Source organism: Xanthomonas sp. NCPPB 3218 (genome assembly GCF_056725185.1).
The window spans coordinates 89,807-106,298 of the sequence record NZ_CM161516.1; the positions used below are offsets into that span (position 1 = coordinate 89,807).

The 16,492-nt window shown below is 70.2% G+C and carries 15 protein-coding genes; 7 read left to right on the top strand and 8 right to left on the bottom strand.

Features of this window, described 5'->3' with window-relative positions; translation table 11 throughout:
• Window positions 1-5: 5 nt before the first annotated feature.
• The 4 genes from AC1PLS_RS00385 to AC1PLS_RS00400 form a co-directional block, all read right to left on the bottom strand.
• Window positions 6-1,163 (bottom strand): HDOD domain-containing protein, encoded by a 1,158-nt coding sequence (locus AC1PLS_RS00385; RefSeq protein WP_481104528.1) that lies wholly within the window; start codon window positions 1,161-1,163, stop codon window positions 6-8.
• A gap of 384 nt (window positions 1,164-1,547) precedes the next feature.
• Window positions 1,548-1,859 (bottom strand): protealysin inhibitor emfourin, encoded by a 312-nt coding sequence (locus tag AC1PLS_RS00390; RefSeq protein WP_026064425.1) that lies wholly within the window; start codon window positions 1,857-1,859, stop codon window positions 1,548-1,550.
• A complete protein-coding gene (locus AC1PLS_RS00395) occupies window positions 1,856-2,926 on the bottom strand; it encodes a M4 family metallopeptidase (protein ID WP_481104059.1) in 1,071 nt (356 codons plus the stop codon). The genes AC1PLS_RS00390 and AC1PLS_RS00395 overlap by 4 nt, the downstream gene beginning before the upstream one ends.
• A 110-nt stretch (window positions 2,927-3,036) precedes the next feature.
• Window positions 3,037-3,693: an SDR family oxidoreductase gene (locus AC1PLS_RS00400; protein WP_047129849.1), complete on the bottom strand. Its 657-nt coding sequence runs from the start codon at window positions 3,691-3,693 to the stop codon at window positions 3,037-3,039.
• A gap of 322 nt (window positions 3,694-4,015) precedes the next feature.
• On the opposite strand from AC1PLS_RS00400, the gene AC1PLS_RS00405 reads away from it, so the two are divergent.
• The 5 genes from AC1PLS_RS00405 to proP all read left to right on the top strand — a co-directional run bounded on the left by AC1PLS_RS00405 (window position 4,016) and on the right by proP (window position 8,597).
• Entirely contained in the window at window positions 4,016-4,474 is a 459-nt protein-coding gene (locus AC1PLS_RS00405) for an NUDIX hydrolase (protein ID WP_481104060.1), read from the top strand.
• A gap of 282 nt (window positions 4,475-4,756) precedes the next feature.
• Window positions 4,757-5,893 (top strand): alpha/beta hydrolase, encoded by a 1,137-nt coding sequence (locus AC1PLS_RS00410; RefSeq protein ID WP_481104061.1) that lies wholly within the window; start codon window positions 4,757-4,759, stop codon window positions 5,891-5,893.
• Window positions 5,894-5,993: 100 nt separating this feature from the next.
• Window positions 5,994-6,392 carry a host attachment family protein gene (locus AC1PLS_RS00415; RefSeq protein WP_016902952.1) on the top strand — a complete coding sequence of 133 codons (399 nt, stop codon included), beginning with the start codon at window positions 5,994-5,996 and terminating at the stop codon, window positions 6,390-6,392.
• 21 nt (window positions 6,393-6,413) lie between these two features.
• The gene (locus tag AC1PLS_RS00420; RefSeq protein WP_481104062.1) at window positions 6,414-6,749 is read left to right on the top strand and encodes a thioredoxin family protein; all 336 of its coding nucleotides are present in this window, start codon (window positions 6,414-6,416) and stop codon (window positions 6,747-6,749) included.
• Window positions 6,750-7,106: 357 nt separating this feature from the next.
• Complete coding sequence (gene proP / locus AC1PLS_RS00425) at window positions 7,107-8,597, top strand: glycine betaine/L-proline transporter ProP (RefSeq protein WP_481104063.1); 1,491 nt, start codon at window positions 7,107-7,109, stop codon at window positions 8,595-8,597.
• A gap of 127 nt (window positions 8,598-8,724) precedes the next feature.
• On the opposite strand, the gene AC1PLS_RS00430 is transcribed toward proP, so the two are convergent.
• Window positions 8,725-9,198 carry an SRPBCC family protein gene (locus tag AC1PLS_RS00430; protein WP_481104064.1) on the bottom strand — a complete coding sequence of 158 codons (474 nt, stop codon included), beginning with the start codon at window positions 9,196-9,198 and terminating at the stop codon, window positions 8,725-8,727.
• A 172-nt stretch (window positions 9,199-9,370) separates the two neighbouring features.
• On the opposite strand from AC1PLS_RS00430, the gene AC1PLS_RS00435 reads away from it, so the two are divergent.
• Window positions 9,371-10,165 (top strand): EcsC family protein, encoded by a 795-nt coding sequence (locus AC1PLS_RS00435; RefSeq protein WP_046345239.1) that lies wholly within the window; start codon window positions 9,371-9,373, stop codon window positions 10,163-10,165.
• A gap of 207 nt (window positions 10,166-10,372) precedes the next feature.
• Window positions 10,373-11,017 carry a DUF938 domain-containing protein gene (locus AC1PLS_RS00440; RefSeq protein ID WP_481104065.1) on the top strand — a complete coding sequence of 215 codons (645 nt, stop codon included), beginning with the start codon at window positions 10,373-10,375 and terminating at the stop codon, window positions 11,015-11,017.
• Window positions 11,018-11,133: 116 nt separating this feature from the next.
• Here AC1PLS_RS00440 and AC1PLS_RS00445 read toward each other — a convergent pair whose 3' ends face one another.
• The 3 genes from AC1PLS_RS00445 to AC1PLS_RS00455 all read right to left on the bottom strand — a co-directional run bounded on the left by AC1PLS_RS00445 (window position 11,134) and on the right by AC1PLS_RS00455 (window position 16,455).
• Window positions 11,134-12,888 (bottom strand): carboxypeptidase regulatory-like domain-containing protein, encoded by a 1,755-nt coding sequence (locus AC1PLS_RS00445; protein ID WP_481104066.1) that lies wholly within the window; start codon window positions 12,886-12,888, stop codon window positions 11,134-11,136.
• A 115-nt stretch (window positions 12,889-13,003) separates the two neighbouring features.
• A complete protein-coding gene (locus AC1PLS_RS00450; RefSeq protein WP_481104067.1) occupies window positions 13,004-15,271 on the bottom strand; it encodes a hypothetical protein in 2,268 nt (755 codons plus the stop codon).
• Window positions 15,268-16,455 (bottom strand): BatA domain-containing protein, encoded by a 1,188-nt coding sequence (locus AC1PLS_RS00455; RefSeq protein WP_104554798.1) that lies wholly within the window; start codon window positions 16,453-16,455, stop codon window positions 15,268-15,270. The genes AC1PLS_RS00450 and AC1PLS_RS00455 overlap by 4 nt, the downstream gene beginning before the upstream one ends.
• Window positions 16,456-16,492 lie beyond the last annotated feature (37 nt).

Consider the following 16,492-nt stretch of genomic DNA (forward strand, 5'->3'; position numbering starts at 1 on the left):
CGGCCTCACTCCACGCTGGCGGCGACCAGCCGTTGCCATAGCGCGGCGTTGGCCGCGTGGTCCGGCTCCAGCGTGGACAGCACACTGAGCGCATGCTCCTCCTGCTCGGCACCGTGGCGGGCGAGCATGGCCAGCGCGGCGGCCAGCCGGCCGTAACGCAGCGCCATGCCGAGCGAGCTGGTGAGCAGGGTGGTGTCGTGCTCGGGGCGTTGCTCGTCCAGCGCGGTGCACAGCGCGGCGGGCAGGTCCCAGGTGGTGGCAATGGTCTTGGCGACGGCGGCGGTGTGGCGTTCGACCAGCGCGGCGGCCACTTCCAGGCTGTAGGGCAGGCTCGGGCGCTCGGCATAGGCATCGCGCAGCACGCGCAGGATCACCACCGCGCCCAGGCCTTGCAGCAGGCCGGCCAGCTGCGCCGACAAGGTGTCGCCACCGCGCTCGCGCATGTAGGCGGCTGCGGCGGCGGCAGTCCGCAGGGCGTAGTCCCACACCGCCGCCGGCAGGCGTGCGTACAGGCCGCCTTCCAGGCTCAGCACCGGCTGCATCACCGCGGCGGCGACGATCTGGCGCACGCCCTCGGTGCCGATATGCACCACGGCCCGCTCCAGGCTTTCCAGCGGGCCGCCCTGCGGGCGATACAGCGCGCTGTTGGCGATGCGCAGCAGGTTGGCGGCCAGCGCCGGGTCCTGCGCGATGATCGCGGCGATGCCGCGGCCGGAAGCATCCGGGTCGTTGACCGCGCGCATCAGCTGCGGCAACAACTGCGGGCGGCGCGGCAACAGCTGCGGGCGCAGGTCCACGTGGTCGAGCGCAGCGCCCACCGCCGCCAGCACCGCGGCCTGGGCCGGGTCGGTCGGCAGGTGGCCGTCGGCCAGCGCCGGGGTGGACATCACTGCGGCATACATGCGGCGCAGCAGCGGCTGCATCGGTGGCGGCCCGGACGGCAGGGGCTGTGCTGCAGCGGCGGCATGCGCCTGGGCCTGCGGCGGCGCCGGCACCTGCTCAGTCGCGGGCTGCGGCACGTGCGGCGCTGGTGCGGCATGCGTGACGGTGGCAGACGCGGCAGTGGTGCGCGCGCGCTGGCGCAGCAGCAGCCAGGCGACGACGCCGGCGAGTCCCAGGCCGGCAAGCAGTCCGGCGGCAAGCAGCAACACAATCACAAAGATCCAGGAGTCGTCCGATCGGTGCAGCGACTATCCGCGAAGCCGGTGTTGACGGCAATGCAGGCGTGCGGCGGCGTGCGATGCCAATGGCGCCCGCCACGCGCGCGCGTCAGGGCCCGATACCGGCAATGACCTGCTGCACTGCAGCGATGAGTAGGGTGTCTTCAAGTTGACTGCTGCGCTGCACGTGGCGCTAACGCCGCAGGCCGCACTATGCGTCACCAGCTGTGCAGCCCTAGAGCATCTAGGCAGCTTAAAGGGTGCAGGCATCCGCAGTTGGACCACTTTTCGATACGAAGACACCGCGCATTGCGCGGTGTCTTCGTTTGTGGATGGCGATGGGTACGCGCGTGGCATCGCTTGCGGCGGCATCGCGGCACAAGCGCGCTACAGCGTGCCCTGTTTCCACAGCCGCACGATCGCGGCCGGTGCATGTTCTTCGGGGATGCGCAGCGGCTCGCTGGCACCGTCCCAGGCAATGCTGAAATAACGGCGGTCGCCGCCACCGGCCTGCGGGCGCGGCAGCGCATGCACCAGGCACTGGTCCAGCAAGGTGCGCAGCTGCAGGCGCTGCGCCTCGTCCAGGTCATCCATCACCAGCTGGCGTTCGCGCCGCATGGCGGGGAAGGCCGCCACCCCGCCTTCGCGTGCCAGCCGCAAGGTCACGCCTGCATCCACCGGTGGACGCTGCGGACTCATGCCAGCACGCCCACGTCGCGCCAGGCCTGTTGCACCGCGCTTGCCTCGGCACTGCCGGCGCCGTAGTCCGTACCGGCAATGCTGACGGTGAGCGCGGCAAAGGTGGCGAAATCCGCACCGGCGGCAAGGTTGCCGCCGCTGAGCGCGCGGTACCAGATGCGCCCGGCCTTCTCCCAGGCGTAGCCACCGATGGCCACGGCCGCGCGATAGAACGCGTGATTGGGAATGCCGGAGTTGTAGTGCACGCCGCCATCGTCCTCTTGTGTGTCGACGTAGCCGGCCATGCTGGCCGGTTGCGGATCCTTGCCCAGGGCCGGGTCATCGTACGCCGTGCCGGGCGCGCGCATCGAGCGCAGGCCCACGCCGTTGATGCCGGGCATCAACAAGCCGGCGCCGATGATCCAGTCTGCCTCGCTTGCCTGCTGCTGCAAGGTGTACTGCTTGATCAATACGCCGAACACATCCGACAGCGACTCGTTCAGGGCACCGGACTGGCCCTGGTAGATCAGATTGGCGGTGCGCTCGGTCACGCCGTGGGTCAGCTCGTGGCCCACCACGTCGATGGCGATGGTGAAGCGGTTGAAGACCTCGCCATCGCCATCGCCGAACACCATCTGCTCGCCGTTCCAGAAGGCGTTGTCGTAACCACGCTCGTAATGCACGGTGCCGATCAACGGCATGCCGTCGCCGTCGATGGAATTGCGCCCGTACACCGTCTGGAAGAAGTCGTGCGTGGCGCCGAGATAATCGTAGGCCTCGGTCACCGCCACATCGTCGGTGGCGGCAGCGCCCTCGGCACGCACCAGCGTGCCGGGTAGTGCGGTGCCTTGTTGGGCGTCGTAGATCTGCCGCTGCACGGCCTGCGCGGTGGGCGTGCTGGCAGCATCGGCGGCCAGCGCCTGGGCGCGTGCGAGCAGGCCGAGCGCGCGCTGCTGGCGCAGCTGCGCGGTGATCTGCCGCGACAGCAGCGCGCACTGGCGCGCATGCTCGGGCGCGGCCTGGGCCACATGGTCCAGCAGGTACGGCGGCAGGATGCCGGCACGGCGTGGCGTGACGAATGCAGACATAAGCGACCTCCACAATGGGCTGCGCCCGCGACTATGCCGAGGCCGGCTTTAGGAATTCGTTAGGCCGGTGCACGGTGCACCGCGCGCAGGCATCGCGATAGGCCTGGCGTTCATTCCAGCTGCGACAAGGCCTGCTGGATCGGCGTCTGCCCGTCGATGAAGCCTACCGTCTTGCCGATGGTGGCCGGCATGGCCAATGCCGCGGCAATGACCTGCGCCACGTTGGCGCGCGACACGCCGCCATCGGCATCGCTGCCCGGATCGCGGGTGATGCGGCCGCTTGGCGGCTCCTGCGTGAGCCGCCCCGGCCCCAGCACGGTCCAGTCCAGCGTGGTGGTGCGCAGCTGCGCATCGGCGGCGGCCTTGGCCTGCGCGTAGGCGAAGAAGCCATCGTCCGGGCCGATGCCGTGTTCCAGCCCGGCACCGAGATAGGACACCATCACGTAACGGCGCACGCGTGCCTGTGCGGCGGCATGCATCGACCGGATCGCCGCATCGCGGTCCACCGCATAGGTGCGCGCCGCATCGCCGCCACCGGCGCCGGCCGACCACACCACCGCATCGTGGCCGGCCAGTTGCGCGGCGATCGCATCGGTGTCGGCCTGTTCGATATCGAACACCTGCGGGGTGGCGCCGTCGGCAATCACATCGTCTGCGTGTGCAGGATTGCGAAACAGTGCGGTGACCGAGTGCCCACCGCGCACCAGCAGCGGCGTCAGCAGACGCGCGACCTTGCCATGGCCACCGATCACGACGATACGCGACATTCCAACCTCCAAGACGGTGCGCCATGACGGCGCGGGCTGCACGCATCCTCGCCAATTTGGCGCTAAGGCAGCGTGGATGGGCGTGGAGAGGCACTCCGTATGCGCTTGCACTTGCAGGTGCGTGGATTCGATCCAGCGGGTGCTTGCGTAGTGCGGCGCCATGGTGATCGCCCTGCGCATCACGCGAGCAGGCGCGTGCGATGCACCGCATCGACTTGCGGCATCGCGCAGCCTTGCCGGCATCCTCGCCACCGGCATGCAGGGCGCAGATGCACCACCTGCCTGCCGCACATCTGGGACACTACGCGCCACAACGTCCGGAATGCCTATGTCCAACTCAATCGATACCGACCGACGTCCACGCGTTGGCTGCGGCGCGTTTATCCGCCGCGCCGATGGCCGCCTGCTGCTGGTGCAGCGCGGGCGTGCGCCCGAGCAAGGCCATTGGGGCCTGCCCGGCGGCAAGGTGGACTGGATGGAAACGGTGGAACACGCGGTGGTGCGCGAAGTGCTGGAAGAAACCGGCCTGCACGTGCAACTGCAAGGCGTGCTGTGCATCGTCAGCTACTTCGAGCCGGACCTGACGCCGCCGCAGCATTGGGTCGCGCCGGTGTATCTGGCCGCGATCCAGGGCAGCGAGCACGCCGAGCGCCGCGAGCCCGAGGCGATCGCCGACATCGGCTGGTTCGCACTGGACGTACTGCCGTCGCCACTGACCACCTCCACGCTGCAGGCGTTGCAGCATCTGCCACCAACGGCAGCGTCGACATCTGCCGCCTGAGCGCATGACTTCAGTGCATGCGTCGATGCACCGGCACGCGCCGTGGCGGTGCCGGTGACCGCGATATCGATGTCCGCCGGATGCAGGCAAACGCATCTACCTGCCTGCGATAGCGACCGCTCGCGCACGCTTGATGCGATGGTCCGATTGCACGCTGTGGTGTGCGTAGTTGCAGCATTTGCGTTACATCGCGTCGTTACATGCAGCGCCATTATCTGCACGCGATGCAAGCCGGCCGCTGACGGTATCCTTGGCGGTTCGACTTGCCTGGGAGGGCACTGCATGACACGTCATTGGTTGAACAAGACGCTGGCGCTCACGTTGATCTGTACCGCGTGCAGCGTGCACGCAACCGCCGCCGAGCCAGCACCACCGGCGACCGCATCGGCCCCCGATGGCATCCGGCATGTGCCCGCATTCGACCTGCCGGTGTCGGAATATCTGAGCCCGGCCGCGCGTGCGCATATGGCCGCCGGGGTGGCCCGCGCCGATCCGTTGGACAAGGCCGACAACGCCACCTTGCTCAAGCAATTGCCGAGCATCCGCGCCGACACCGAGCGTTGGGCCAAAGGCGTGATTGCGCAGCTGCGCACGCGCTACGCGGTGGAGATCACGCCCGAAACCTGGAACGGTGTGCCGGTGCTGCGGGTGGAGCCGCGCACGCGCACACCCGAGCAGGCCAAGCGCATGTTGATCGAACTGCATGGCGGTAGCTTCGTGATGGGCAGCGCGGCCTCGTTCGGCTTGATGGAAGCCATTCCGCTGGCGGCGATGACCGGCATGACCGTGATCGCGGTGGATTACCGCATGGGGCCCGAGCACCATTTCCCGGCTGCCAGCGAGGATGTGGCGTCGGTGTATCGCGCCGCGCTCAAGACCTATGCGCCAGAGCGCATCGGCCTGTTCGGTTGTTCGGCCGGCGGCGTGCTCACCGGTGAATCGCTGGCGTGGTTTGCCAAGGAAAAGTTGCCGATGCCGGCGGCGGCCGGGCTGTTCTGCGCCGCAGGCGATGCGCGCTACCGCGGCGATTCGCGCATTGTGGTGGCGGCAGTCAACGATGCCTTGCTGCCGGACAAGGCCGGTGCGTTGCCGATCTGGGAAGACCTGTACTACGGCGACAACGTGGACTTCCACGATCCGCTGGTGTCGCCGGTGTTTTCCGATGCGGTGCTGCAGCAGTTCCCGCCAACGCTGTTTCTGACCGCCACGCGTGCTGCCGAGCTGAGCAATGCCGCCTACACGCATGCGCGCTTGGTGGATCTGGGCCGCGAATCGGACCTGCATGTGTGGGATGGCCTGGGGCACGCCTTCCACCTCACCAATGCACTGCCGGAAAGCCAGCAGGCGCTGCGGGTGGCGGCGCGTTTCTTCAGCAAGCACCTGGGCCTGCCGCCTCCGCCGCTGGCCGCACCACGCTAACGCCACGCTGACACCGGCTAGGCGCGGCGCTTACATCCTCTCACCTAGGTTGAGGCCGACTGGCGTTGCACATGCAGCGCCGTTCTATCAGGAGAATCGAATGAGTCTGCAAATTCCTCAGGGTGCGTTGGTGGTGGTGGCCGATGGCGGCGAAGCGCGCTGGTTCACCAACACCGGTAACGAGGCCAAGGTGGTGCTGCGCCAGCACGCGCGCACCGATGTGCAGAACGTCGACGACGATGGCCCGGCCGGCAAGGCGCCGCAGGATCTCAGCGAGGCGGACATGGATGAAATGACCTTCGCCAAGCAGCTGTCGCACGCCTTGAACGATGGCGCGCTGAAGCACGAGTACACGCACCTGGTGCTGGTCGCCGACCCGACCACGCTGGGCCGCGTGCGCCCGCTGCTGCACAAGGAAACCCAGCAGCGCCTGGTCGGCGACCTGGCCAAGGACCTGACCAACCTGCCGCTGGAAGAGATCCAGCGCGCGTTGTCGTAAGCACACCGGAGCGGCTAGACGATGGGGTTTGTTCGCGACTACGCCACCCAGGCACCCGAACGCAGCGATGTGGATGCACAGGCCGGTCTGCAGGTGCTGGAGTTCGGCACCGACTGGTGCGGCCACTGCATTGCCGCGCAACCGCTGCTGCAGAAACTGCTGGGTGGCGTGGCGGCGCTCGACTACCGCAAGATCGAAGATGGAAAAGGGCGGCCCCTGGGCCGCTCGTTCCGCGTCACGTTATGGCCGACCATCATCCTGCTGCGCGATGGTGTGGAAGTGGCGCGGGCAGTGCGCCCGCAGACGCGCGAGGATCTGCAACCGCTGCTGTCGCAGCTGGGTGAGGCGCTGGTGTAAGCATGCACAGCGCCTGATCGGTGGCATGCACTACGGCAGGACATGCGCAGTGCGCTGAGGGCGCAATGTACGTGCCCAATCCGCCAACTGCCTTGAAACAGGCGGTTTTCCGCGCTGCTGCCGTCGCGCGGCTGCAGCGATCTGCGCGCTGTAGTACCATAACGGGCTGATCAAGCCCTTGGGCATTGCCCATCCCTTGGTCGTCTGTCCCGCAGCGTCGCTGAGTCCACGCGGCCGTCCGGGAATGCCTCCGGCGTCATCTTGTGCATGTGCCATTGCCATGCCTGCGTGATGCGCCGTGTCCTGTGCGTTGCCAGGGCGAGCGGGCAGCGATGGCCGCACATGGAGACACAACACATGCACGACACGCGCGCGATTGCCTCGCACTTCGGTTGGTTCAAGCGCCGCCGCCAACTGCAACTGGACGAAGTCACCGTGGTGGACCGCGGCATGCTGCGCAAGGCAGTAGGCGCCGCCGCGCTGGGCAATGCGATGGAGTGGTTCGACTTCGGCGTGTACGGCTATCTGGCGGTGACGTTGGGGCAGGTGTTCTTCCCGGCGAGCAATCCCACCGCGCAGTTGATCGCCACCTTTGCCACTTTCACCGTCGCCTTCCTGGTGCGGCCGATCGGCGGGCTGGTGTTCGGCCCGCTCGGCGACCGCTACGGGCGGCAGAAGGTATTGGCCGCGACCATGATCCTGATGGCCCTGGGCACCTTCAGCATCGGCCTGATTCCGTCCTACGCCAACATCGGTCTGTGGGCACCGGCGCTGCTGTTGCTGGCGCGGCTGTTGCAGGGGTTTTCCACCGGTGGCGAATACGGCGGCGCGGCGACCTTCATCGCCGAATACGCCACCGACCGCAATCGTGGATTGATGGGCAGCTGGCTGGAATTCGGCACCCTGGGCGGCTACATCGCCGGCGCCGCCACGGTGACGGTGTTGCACATGACGGTGACCCAGGCGCAGATGCTCGACTGGGGCTGGCGTGTGCCGTTCCTGATTGCCGGCCCGCTGGGCCTGCTGGGCTTGTACATGCGCATGAAGCTGGAAGAAACCCCGGCATTTCGTGCTTATACCGAGCAATCCGAACAGCGCGAGCGCGAAACTGCCGCGCAGGGCCTGCTGACGATGCTGCGCCTGCACTGGCCGCAGTTGCTCAAGTGCGTGGGCCTGGTGCTGGTGTTCAACGTCACCGACTACATGCTGTTGACCTACATGCCCAGCTATCTCAGCGTGACCATGGGCTATGCGGAGAGCAAGGGCCTGTTGCTGATCATTCTGGTGATGCTGGTGATGATGCCGCTCAACATCGTCGGCGGCCTGTTCAGCGACAGGCTGGGCCGCCGGCCGATGATCATCGGCGCCTGCATCGCGTTGTTCGCGCTGGCCATCCCCTGCCTGCTGCTGATCGGCAGCGGCCACGACGGCTTGATCTTCGCCGGCCTGATGCTGCTCGGCCTGGCGCTGGTGTGCTTCACCAGTTCGATGCCGTCTACGCTGCCGGCGCTGTTCTACACCCCGGTGCGCTACAGCGCGTTGTCGATCGCCTTCAACGTGTCGGTGTCATTGTTCGGCGGCACCACGCCGCTGGTCACCGCCTGGCTGGTGGAGCGCAGCGGCGACCCGCTGGTGCCGGCGTACTACCTGATGGGCGCGGCGGCGATCGGCCTGGTGACGATGCTGTTCGTGCGCGAAACCGCCGGCCTGCCGCTGCGCGGCTCGCCGCCGGCGGTGGCCACCGACGCCGAGGCGCGCGCATTGCTGCGCAGCGACAGCCCGGTGACGGTGGATGCGCAGCTGCCCGGCAGCACGGCGCCTGCCATGGGCCAGCCGCATACGGCGTAAGCGGACCCGGCGTGAGCGATCTGCCATGAGGTCGCCAACGCGGTTGGCACACAAGTCCGGTTGGATGCACACAGAGGCGGGCGAGCGTGCACGCCGCGATGCCAATGGATCCCTGCAGTCGGCGCCGCTAGCGCGGTACGCTACCGCCGCTGTCGGGCAGCTCGGGGCTGCGCATGTCGGCTGACGGCATGCCTTCGCCGGTTTCCACATAGCGCTTGAGGCTGCTGCCCAAAAAGAAGCGCCAGCCGCGCGCACAGGCTTCCTTGCAGGGCGAGTCGCGATAGCCGGAGTGTTCGAACTCCACCTGCGTGCCCTGGCTGGTGGAACGCAGGTCAAAGCGCATCACCGTGCCCTCCCAGGCGTCGGTGTCGAGCATGTTGGAGGCGTGGCAGCGCCAGCGCACCAGGCGGTAGTCGGCACCGTCGTCGATGCTCAGCTCCACCCGCCAGCCCTGCCGGCTCCAGTCCAGCCGCACCCGGTCCTCGACCAGGCTCACCTCGCGCGTCCACCAGCGCGCCAGCTGCATGGGCTCTGACAAAGCGGCGCAGACCACTTCCGGCGCGGCCGCAATGACGATGCTGTGGCGGATCTCACGATTCATCTGATCGGCATTAGCTGCTTGAACCCCGATGATGGCGCATTTTGCCAGCCAATTGCAGGGTAGTGTTTTCGCTTGCCGAGTTCGCTCGTCCGGCGCTCACATGGCGCTGGGTACCATCGGCGCAAGCCCCCAACGACGAAGAGCAGGCATGACGATGCTTCCGATCCCGGTGATGGACGTTGCCGCGCAACGCGATCTGGCCACCGCGCACGCGCTGTTGGAAAACCCCGGCGTGGCCGCCCGACTGGCCAATGCAATGGGCGCGCCGATCGAGAGCCTGATCACCCGACGGCTGCCGAAGCTGGTCACCCGCAGCATCGACGGCGTGACCCGCCGCGCGCTGCAGGTGGCGATGAAATCGGCATTACTGAGCCTGCGCGGCAAGACCGATCTGCAGCAGCCTGCGTCCACCGCACGCCACACCATGGCGGTGGCTGTCGCCGGTGGTGCGGGCGGATTCTTCGGCCTGCCCGGGCTGTTGGTGGAGCTGCCGGTGACCACCACGGTGATGTTGCGCTCCATTGCCGATATCGCCCGTTCCGAAGGCGAATCGCTGCAGGATCCGGACACCGCGCTGGCCTGCCTGGAAGTGCTGGCGCATGGCGGGCGCAGTGTCGGCGACGATGGCGCCGAATCGGGCTACTTCGCGGTACGCGCGGCAATGGCGCAGCAACTCAGCGCTGCGGCGCAATACGTTGCCGCACACGGGTTTGCCAGCAAGGGCGCGCCGGTGCTGGTGTCGCTGGTGTCGCGCGTTGCGGCCAAGTTCTCGGTCAATGTCGGCGAAAAACTCGCCGTGCAGGCAGTGCCGCTGGTCGGTGCGGTGAGCGGCGCAACCCTCAATACGGTGTTCATGCGCCACTTCCAGGCGATGGCGCGCGGGCACTTCATCGTGCGCCGGCTGGAGCGGCGCTATGGCGAGGACGCGGTGCGACGTGCGTACGACGCATTGCCGGCGGCGCGTTGAACCTAACGCCCGGCGGTGCCGCGCATCTGCGGCAGGCAGGCTGCAAGCGCCATCCAGGCAACCTGCAAGCATCCACAGAATTTGCGGGCCTGCGTTGATGCACGCGCACGCGCATGCGGGCGCGGCGCCGCATCGATGCCGTCGTGCGCACTGCGCAATGTCGCTTGCGCGCGCGACAATCGGGTTCGCTCTTCCTGGATGTCTTCCATGACCAAACCCTTTTCGCCAGCCTCTGCACGCAACCGCGACCCGATCCTGGAGGTGTTGCAACGGCACTTTGCCGACCGCTGCAATGTGCTGGAAATCGGTGCCGGGACCGGGCAGCACGCGGTGCATTTTGCGGCGGCGATGCCGTGGTTGCGCTGGCAGGCCAGCGATCATGCCGACCATCTGCCGGGCATGACGCAGTGGCTGGACGAGGCGGCACTGCCGAATACGCCGCCACCGATTGCATTGCAGGCGGTGCTGACGCCGACACCGGGCCTGGCGCCCACGCCGCCATTGCCGCCTGCGCAGGCGGGCGAGCCTGCCGGCTACGATGCGGTCTACAGTGCCAATACCTTGCACATCATGGGCTGGCCGCAGGTGCAAGCGTTGTTTGCGGGGTTGCCGGCGGTGATGGCGCCGGATGCGCTGCTGGTGGTGTATGGGCCGTTCAACCGCGATGGCCAATTCACCAGCGAGAGTAATCGCGCGTTCGATGCGATGTTGCGCGAACGCGATGCCGCATCGGGCATTCGCGATGCCGAAGCGGTGGATGCACTGGCGGCGTCGGTGGGCTTGCAGTTGCTCGACGACGTGGCGTTGCCGGCGAACAATTGTTGCCGGGTATGGGCGCGTCAGTCGCGTTGAGTGTGTCACCGAGAGATTGCTGATATTGCAGCGCCGCTGTTTTCCAGTGGAGTGCAAAGGCCCTGGAAAGCGCGCCGCACGCGGGCCTGCGCTGATGTGGCCGTGCACTGCCGCAGTCAGCGCCGGCGTCGTTCCAGCCACCACAGTGCTGCGGCCAGCGTGAGCCAGGCCAGCAGCCAGGGCCAGCGGGCGCCGGGCTGTGCTGTTGGCGCGCCGACGCTTGCGGGCGTGTCGATGGCGGCCATGGCAACCGTGGCGTCGCGGATCTGCTGGGTGTGCAGCGCGGGGGCATCGCCGGGCGCGCGGACATAGAGCCAGCGCTGTTCGGTACCGGTCTGCAGACGATGCCAGCCTGCGGCGGCCGGCCAGTAGGCGGCGCAGGCCCGGGTGCCGCTGGTGGGATCGATCAGCAGCGCTTGAGATGCGCCCGTAGGGCCGATGACGGCCGCGTCTGCGGCGACACCGCACAGCGTCATGCGGTGTTGCGACCAGCCAGTCTGCACCGCAGCCGGCGCGCTGCCGCCTGCGCGGGCGACAGCGCTCACCAGCTGCGCCCACAGCGCGGCATGCAGGTCGCTGCGGCCGGCCAGGACCAGCGCGAAGCTGTCTTCGATCAGGCCGATGCCGATGCGGCCGCGGCCTTGCGGCCGCCACCAGCCCAACGCGCTGCCGTCGTCTGCGCGTGCGGCGATCACGGCATCGGCCTGTTGCGGCTGCAGAGTGCGGCGTTGCAGGGGCGGCAGTGGCGCGGCGTCGGCCGGCGCTGCGGCTGCGTCGCTGGCGCCGGGCGATGCCAGCGAGCGCGGCGCGGGGACCGCTGCGCTGGTGCTGCCGCCTGTCACGGCCAGGCCCAGCTCGCCGAGCGCGGCGCGGGCGGCAGCATCCAGGGGGCCGTCGGTGCGCACCAGCACGCCCAGGCCGCGGCCGATCGCGGCGCGCACGCCCTGGCGCTGCGCGTTGCCCAGGGCGACCAGGCGGCGCTGGTCGATGACCAGCAGGTCCAGCGTATCCAGGCTGGCGGCATCCAGTGCAGCGCCCTCGCCCAGTTGCACGCCCGGGCCGACGGCGATCTGGCTGCGCACCTGCATGCCGGCATCGCTGGCCCAGCGGCGCAGGTATTTCAGTTCCGGCTGCGGCGCGCCGGCCAGCAACAGCACGCGTGCGGACGGCACCGCGGCGATCAGCACCGGCACCTGCACGCGGCCGCGTTCGGCGCCTGCGCCATCGCGCAGGCGCAGCGCGAACAGCACCTGCCCCGGTGCGCGCGCCTGGCCACGCAGCTGCACCTGGCCGGCCGCATCGGCGGTGGCGGTGTCGACCACCTGCCCGGCCGGGTCCAGCAACTCCACCCGCGCGCCCGGCAGGCCCTGCACGCGCGCGCTGATGGCGATGCGTTCGCCGGGTGCGACCGGCGGCGGCGTGGAGACGGCGACCAGACCGGTCGGCAGCGGCGCCAGCGCCAGCCGCACAGGGACGCGCAGGCCGTCGCGGTCGCGCGCTGGCAGGCCGCTGCCATGCACGACCAGCGCGGTGGTGCCGGGCGCGCGCCGCAACGCGGTGGCGAGGTCCGGGACGCGTGCCACGCCGGGCAAGGTGGGCGCCTCGGGCAGGGCGACCCACGCCGCAGCAGTCGGGCGAACCTGGTCTGCCGGGGTGCCTGCGGTGGCGACATGCAGTTCGCTCGCACTGCCGGCGCGCGGCGGCGGCAGCAGCACCGGGTAGAGCAGGCCGGCCAGGAGCGGTTGGGCGGCAAGCAACAGCCACAGCCGCGCGCGTGGTTGCCGGGCGTGTGCGCGCAGCAGCCGGAACCAGCTCAGCATCACCAGCAGCAGCAAGGCACTGCCGACCAGCCAGGGCAGCGCGAGCGTCATGCCTGCGGCTCCGCTTGCGTGCATCCAGCCCGCCGTGGCCCCAGGCGCCGGGTCGCCGCGCGCGCGTGCAGCCGGCGGAACTTGCCGCGTGCGGTCAACCGGGGTGGTGGCAGCATCATGGTTGCGGCTCCTGGCGCAGGGCATCCAGATAGCGCTGGCCGCGCGCGTCGGCAGGGGCGCGGCGGTGCAGCGGGGCCGGCGGGGCGACCAGCGTGCGCCAGACCTGGGCGCGCAGCTGGGCGCGGCAGCTGGCGCAAGCGGGTTCGGCGCGCAGGGTTTCCACCGCCGCGGCCAGGTCCAGCGGATCCTGCAGGCGCTCCTGCTGGGCCTGCAGCCACTGCGCGTAGCGGGCCAGGGTGGCGTCGGGTACCGGGGCCTGCTCGCCGAGGGCGTCCCACAACTGCAGCGCCGACGGGTCCGGATCCGGGCGGCTGTCCAGGCCGGCGGCACGGTCGCCCAGGCCGGCGCGGTCACCGCTCAGGCGGCGGCCGGGGTCGATCGGCGGCAACTGCGTGCCGACCCGCGCCAGGTAGATGCGTTCGGCCTGCTGCACCTGCTTGATGAAGCCCAGCGCCTTGTTGGCAAACGGCAACGCACGCTCCGGGTGGCCCTGGCGCAGCTCGCCCTCGGACTGCCACATCTGGTCCAGCGCGGCGCGCAGCAGCGCGCGGGTCTGCGGGTCGAGCAGGGTGGCGGCTTCGGCATGGTCGTGGGTATGCCCGAACTCGGACAGCACGTCCTGCGCCTGGCCGAAGCCGCCGCGCTCCGGCCCGCCGTCGCCATGCCCATGGTCGTGGTCGTCCAGCGCGGCAGCGCCGGCCTCGGCGGCATGGTCGTGCGCATCGTGCCCGTGTTCGTCCCGGGCGGGCGCGGGCGCCGCAGGCGTTGCCGGCGCATCCGCGGTGGGTATGTCGGCGGTGGGCAGATCCTCGGCCGGGGCGTCGCTGGTCGGCGCTTCGTCGGCGGTCGGCGGGCCCTTGGGCGCACCTTCGCTCTCCTCGCCCAGGAACTGGCCGTATCGCAGCCGCAGCAGGCGCTGGTCCACGCCGATGGCGTCGGCGCGCTTGAGGTAGGTGGCCGGGTCCAGGCGCGGCTTTTCCTTCAGCAGCGCCTCGGCGTCGATGATGATCTGGCGCTGGCTGCGGAAATAGGCCGGTAAGGTCTGCTTGACGCTGGCCTCCAGGCCGGCGGCCATGGTCTGCTCCGGCGGTGGCCAGCGCAGGATCACGCTGGCGCTGCGGCCTTCCTGCGGGCCAGGCTGGCGGGTGTCGTGCACGATGAGCTGGGCGATCAGGTCGTCGCCGGCGGCCATGCCCAGCGCCTGCGGCTGCAGCGTGGTGGAAAAGCCGCGCAGCCGGGCCGGGCCGCTGCCGTTGAGGGTGCGGCGCTGGGTCTTGAAGGTGATGTTCTCGCCGCTGCCCTGGGCCAGGGTCAGGCGCAGCTCGGCGCTGGCGGCGACCGCGTAGTCGTCGCTGGCTTCGAAGCGCAGCGCCCAGCCTCGATTGCCGGTCTGGGACGGCGTCCACAGCACCAGGCTCTGTTCGGGCGCCAGCACGCGCACCTGCGGCGGGCGGTCCGGCAGCACGTCGAGGCGGTGCAGCTGGCGGTCGGCCGGCGCGCCGTCGATGAGGATGCGGTACAGGCTGGCGCGCTCGGCGACCCACTGGCCCTGCCATCGATCGGTGCTGCCTTGTCGGGACAGCGCGATGCGGCGGCCATCGCCGAGCCGCAGCCCCACGCTGCGCGGGGCCGGGTTGACCTGCAGCTGCCAGTGCAGCCGGGTGCCGGCCGGCACGCGTGCATCCAGGCCGGGCAGGGGCGCGGGCGGCAGGCCGGTGTAGGCGGGCGGGGTGCTGTGCAGCCGCGCCTGACCCAGGGTGGGGGCGCCGGTACCGGCGCGTGCGGCGGCGATCCGGTAGTTGCCTGCGGTGGGCCGGTGAGCGGGGTGCGGCCACAGCAGCACCGCGGCGCAGGCGAGCAGGCCGGGCAGGCCCCATGCCCAGGCGCGCCGCCAGGGCCAGGCCGGGCGCAGATCGCGCGGGGTGCTGCGCAGGCGTTGTTCCAGGCGCTGGCGCTGCAGGGCCTGCAACGGGCCCAGCTGCCCGTCCGGGGCGAACAGCAGGTCGCTGCTGTCTTCCAGATCCGCGTCGCGATCCAGCCGGCGGATCAGCCAGGTCTGGTCCAGCCGGCGTGCCGCCAGCAGCGCCACGCCGATCAGCGCCAGCACGCCCAGGAGCAGCAACGGCAGGATCGCCGGCTGCGCACCGGTGCGCCACGCCAGCAGCGCCGGCAGCGCGGCCAGCGGCAGCCCGCACAGCAGCACGCCTGCGGCCTGCCGTCGCCGCGCGGCCTGCCAGGCGTGGTGCAGTGCCGGCGTGCTCATGCCGCGCGGCTCCGGCGGGGCGCGGTGGCCAGCCAGCGTTCGATCGCAAACAGCAGCAGCACCAGTCCGATCAGCCACGGCGCCAGCGGCCAGGGGGCGCTGGCCAGGCGGATGGCGGGGCCGCGCTGCGGCTGCTGGGTCTGCGCCAGCGCGCGCTGTGGTGCGGGTGTCGACTGCAGGGCGTCGTGCAGGCGGGTGGGGAAGTCGGCATCCAGCAGCGCCGGCAGCCGCTGCGGCTGCAATGGCGCGGCCCAGCGCAGCAGGCGGCCGCGGCCAACCGTTGCGGCATCGATCAGCGCGGCGCCGTGTGCGTCCTGCAGCAGCGCTTGCAGCGGGCCCGCGAGTGCGGGCGGGGCCGGCGTCTGCGCATCGAGCAGCAGCTGCCCGCCGGCCGCGACCCAGGCGATGACCGGCGCCGGCGGCGGGCGCTGCGACAGCCAGGCCACCACCGTGCCGGCCGGCCAGCGTGCCGGCTCGGCAGCGCCGGGGGTGCTTACCGGCAATGCGCCGGGCAGTGCCCAGGCGGCATGCACGGCGCGCAGATAGCGCAGAGCCGGCTCGGTGGGGGCGTCGGCGATTGCCTGCAGTCGCAACGGTGGGACGGGCGCCACGGCGGCCGCCGGCGACTGGCCGGGCAGCACCTGCCAGCGCACCTCGCGCGACAGCTGCAGGCGTTGCGCATCCAGCGGCCCCCACTGGCTGGGTACGATCACGCGCAGCGCGGTCTCCGGCGGCAGGCTGGCATCGAGTTCGCGCAGCAGGCTGCCGACCGGCGGCGCGGTGCCGGCGGGCGTGGCAGGTGGGTGTGCGGCATCGGCAGCGATCGGCGGGAAGCCTGGGGCCAGCCATACCCACTGCGCGTTGGCCGCGTGGCCGAGCGCCCGGGCCGCGACCAGATCCACGCCGGGGCTGACCGCGATGCGCGGGCGCGCCTGCTGGTGATCGCGCAAGGCCGGCTCGGCCAGCAGCAGTGCCACTGCGGCGAGCAGCAGCAGGCGCACCAGCAGCAGCGGCCATTCGTCGAAGCGCAGCCGGTGCCGGGGCCGCGGCTGCGCGCGCAGCCAGCGCAATGCGGCAAAGTCGGTGGGCCGGTGTTCGCTGCGTCGGGCCAAATGGATCAGCAACGGCAGCAGCAGTGCGGCCAACGCGGCCAGGCCGGCGGGGAACAGCAGGAGCAGGTTCACTGCTGCGCTCCCTCAGCTGCGGCGCTGGCGCCGGTGC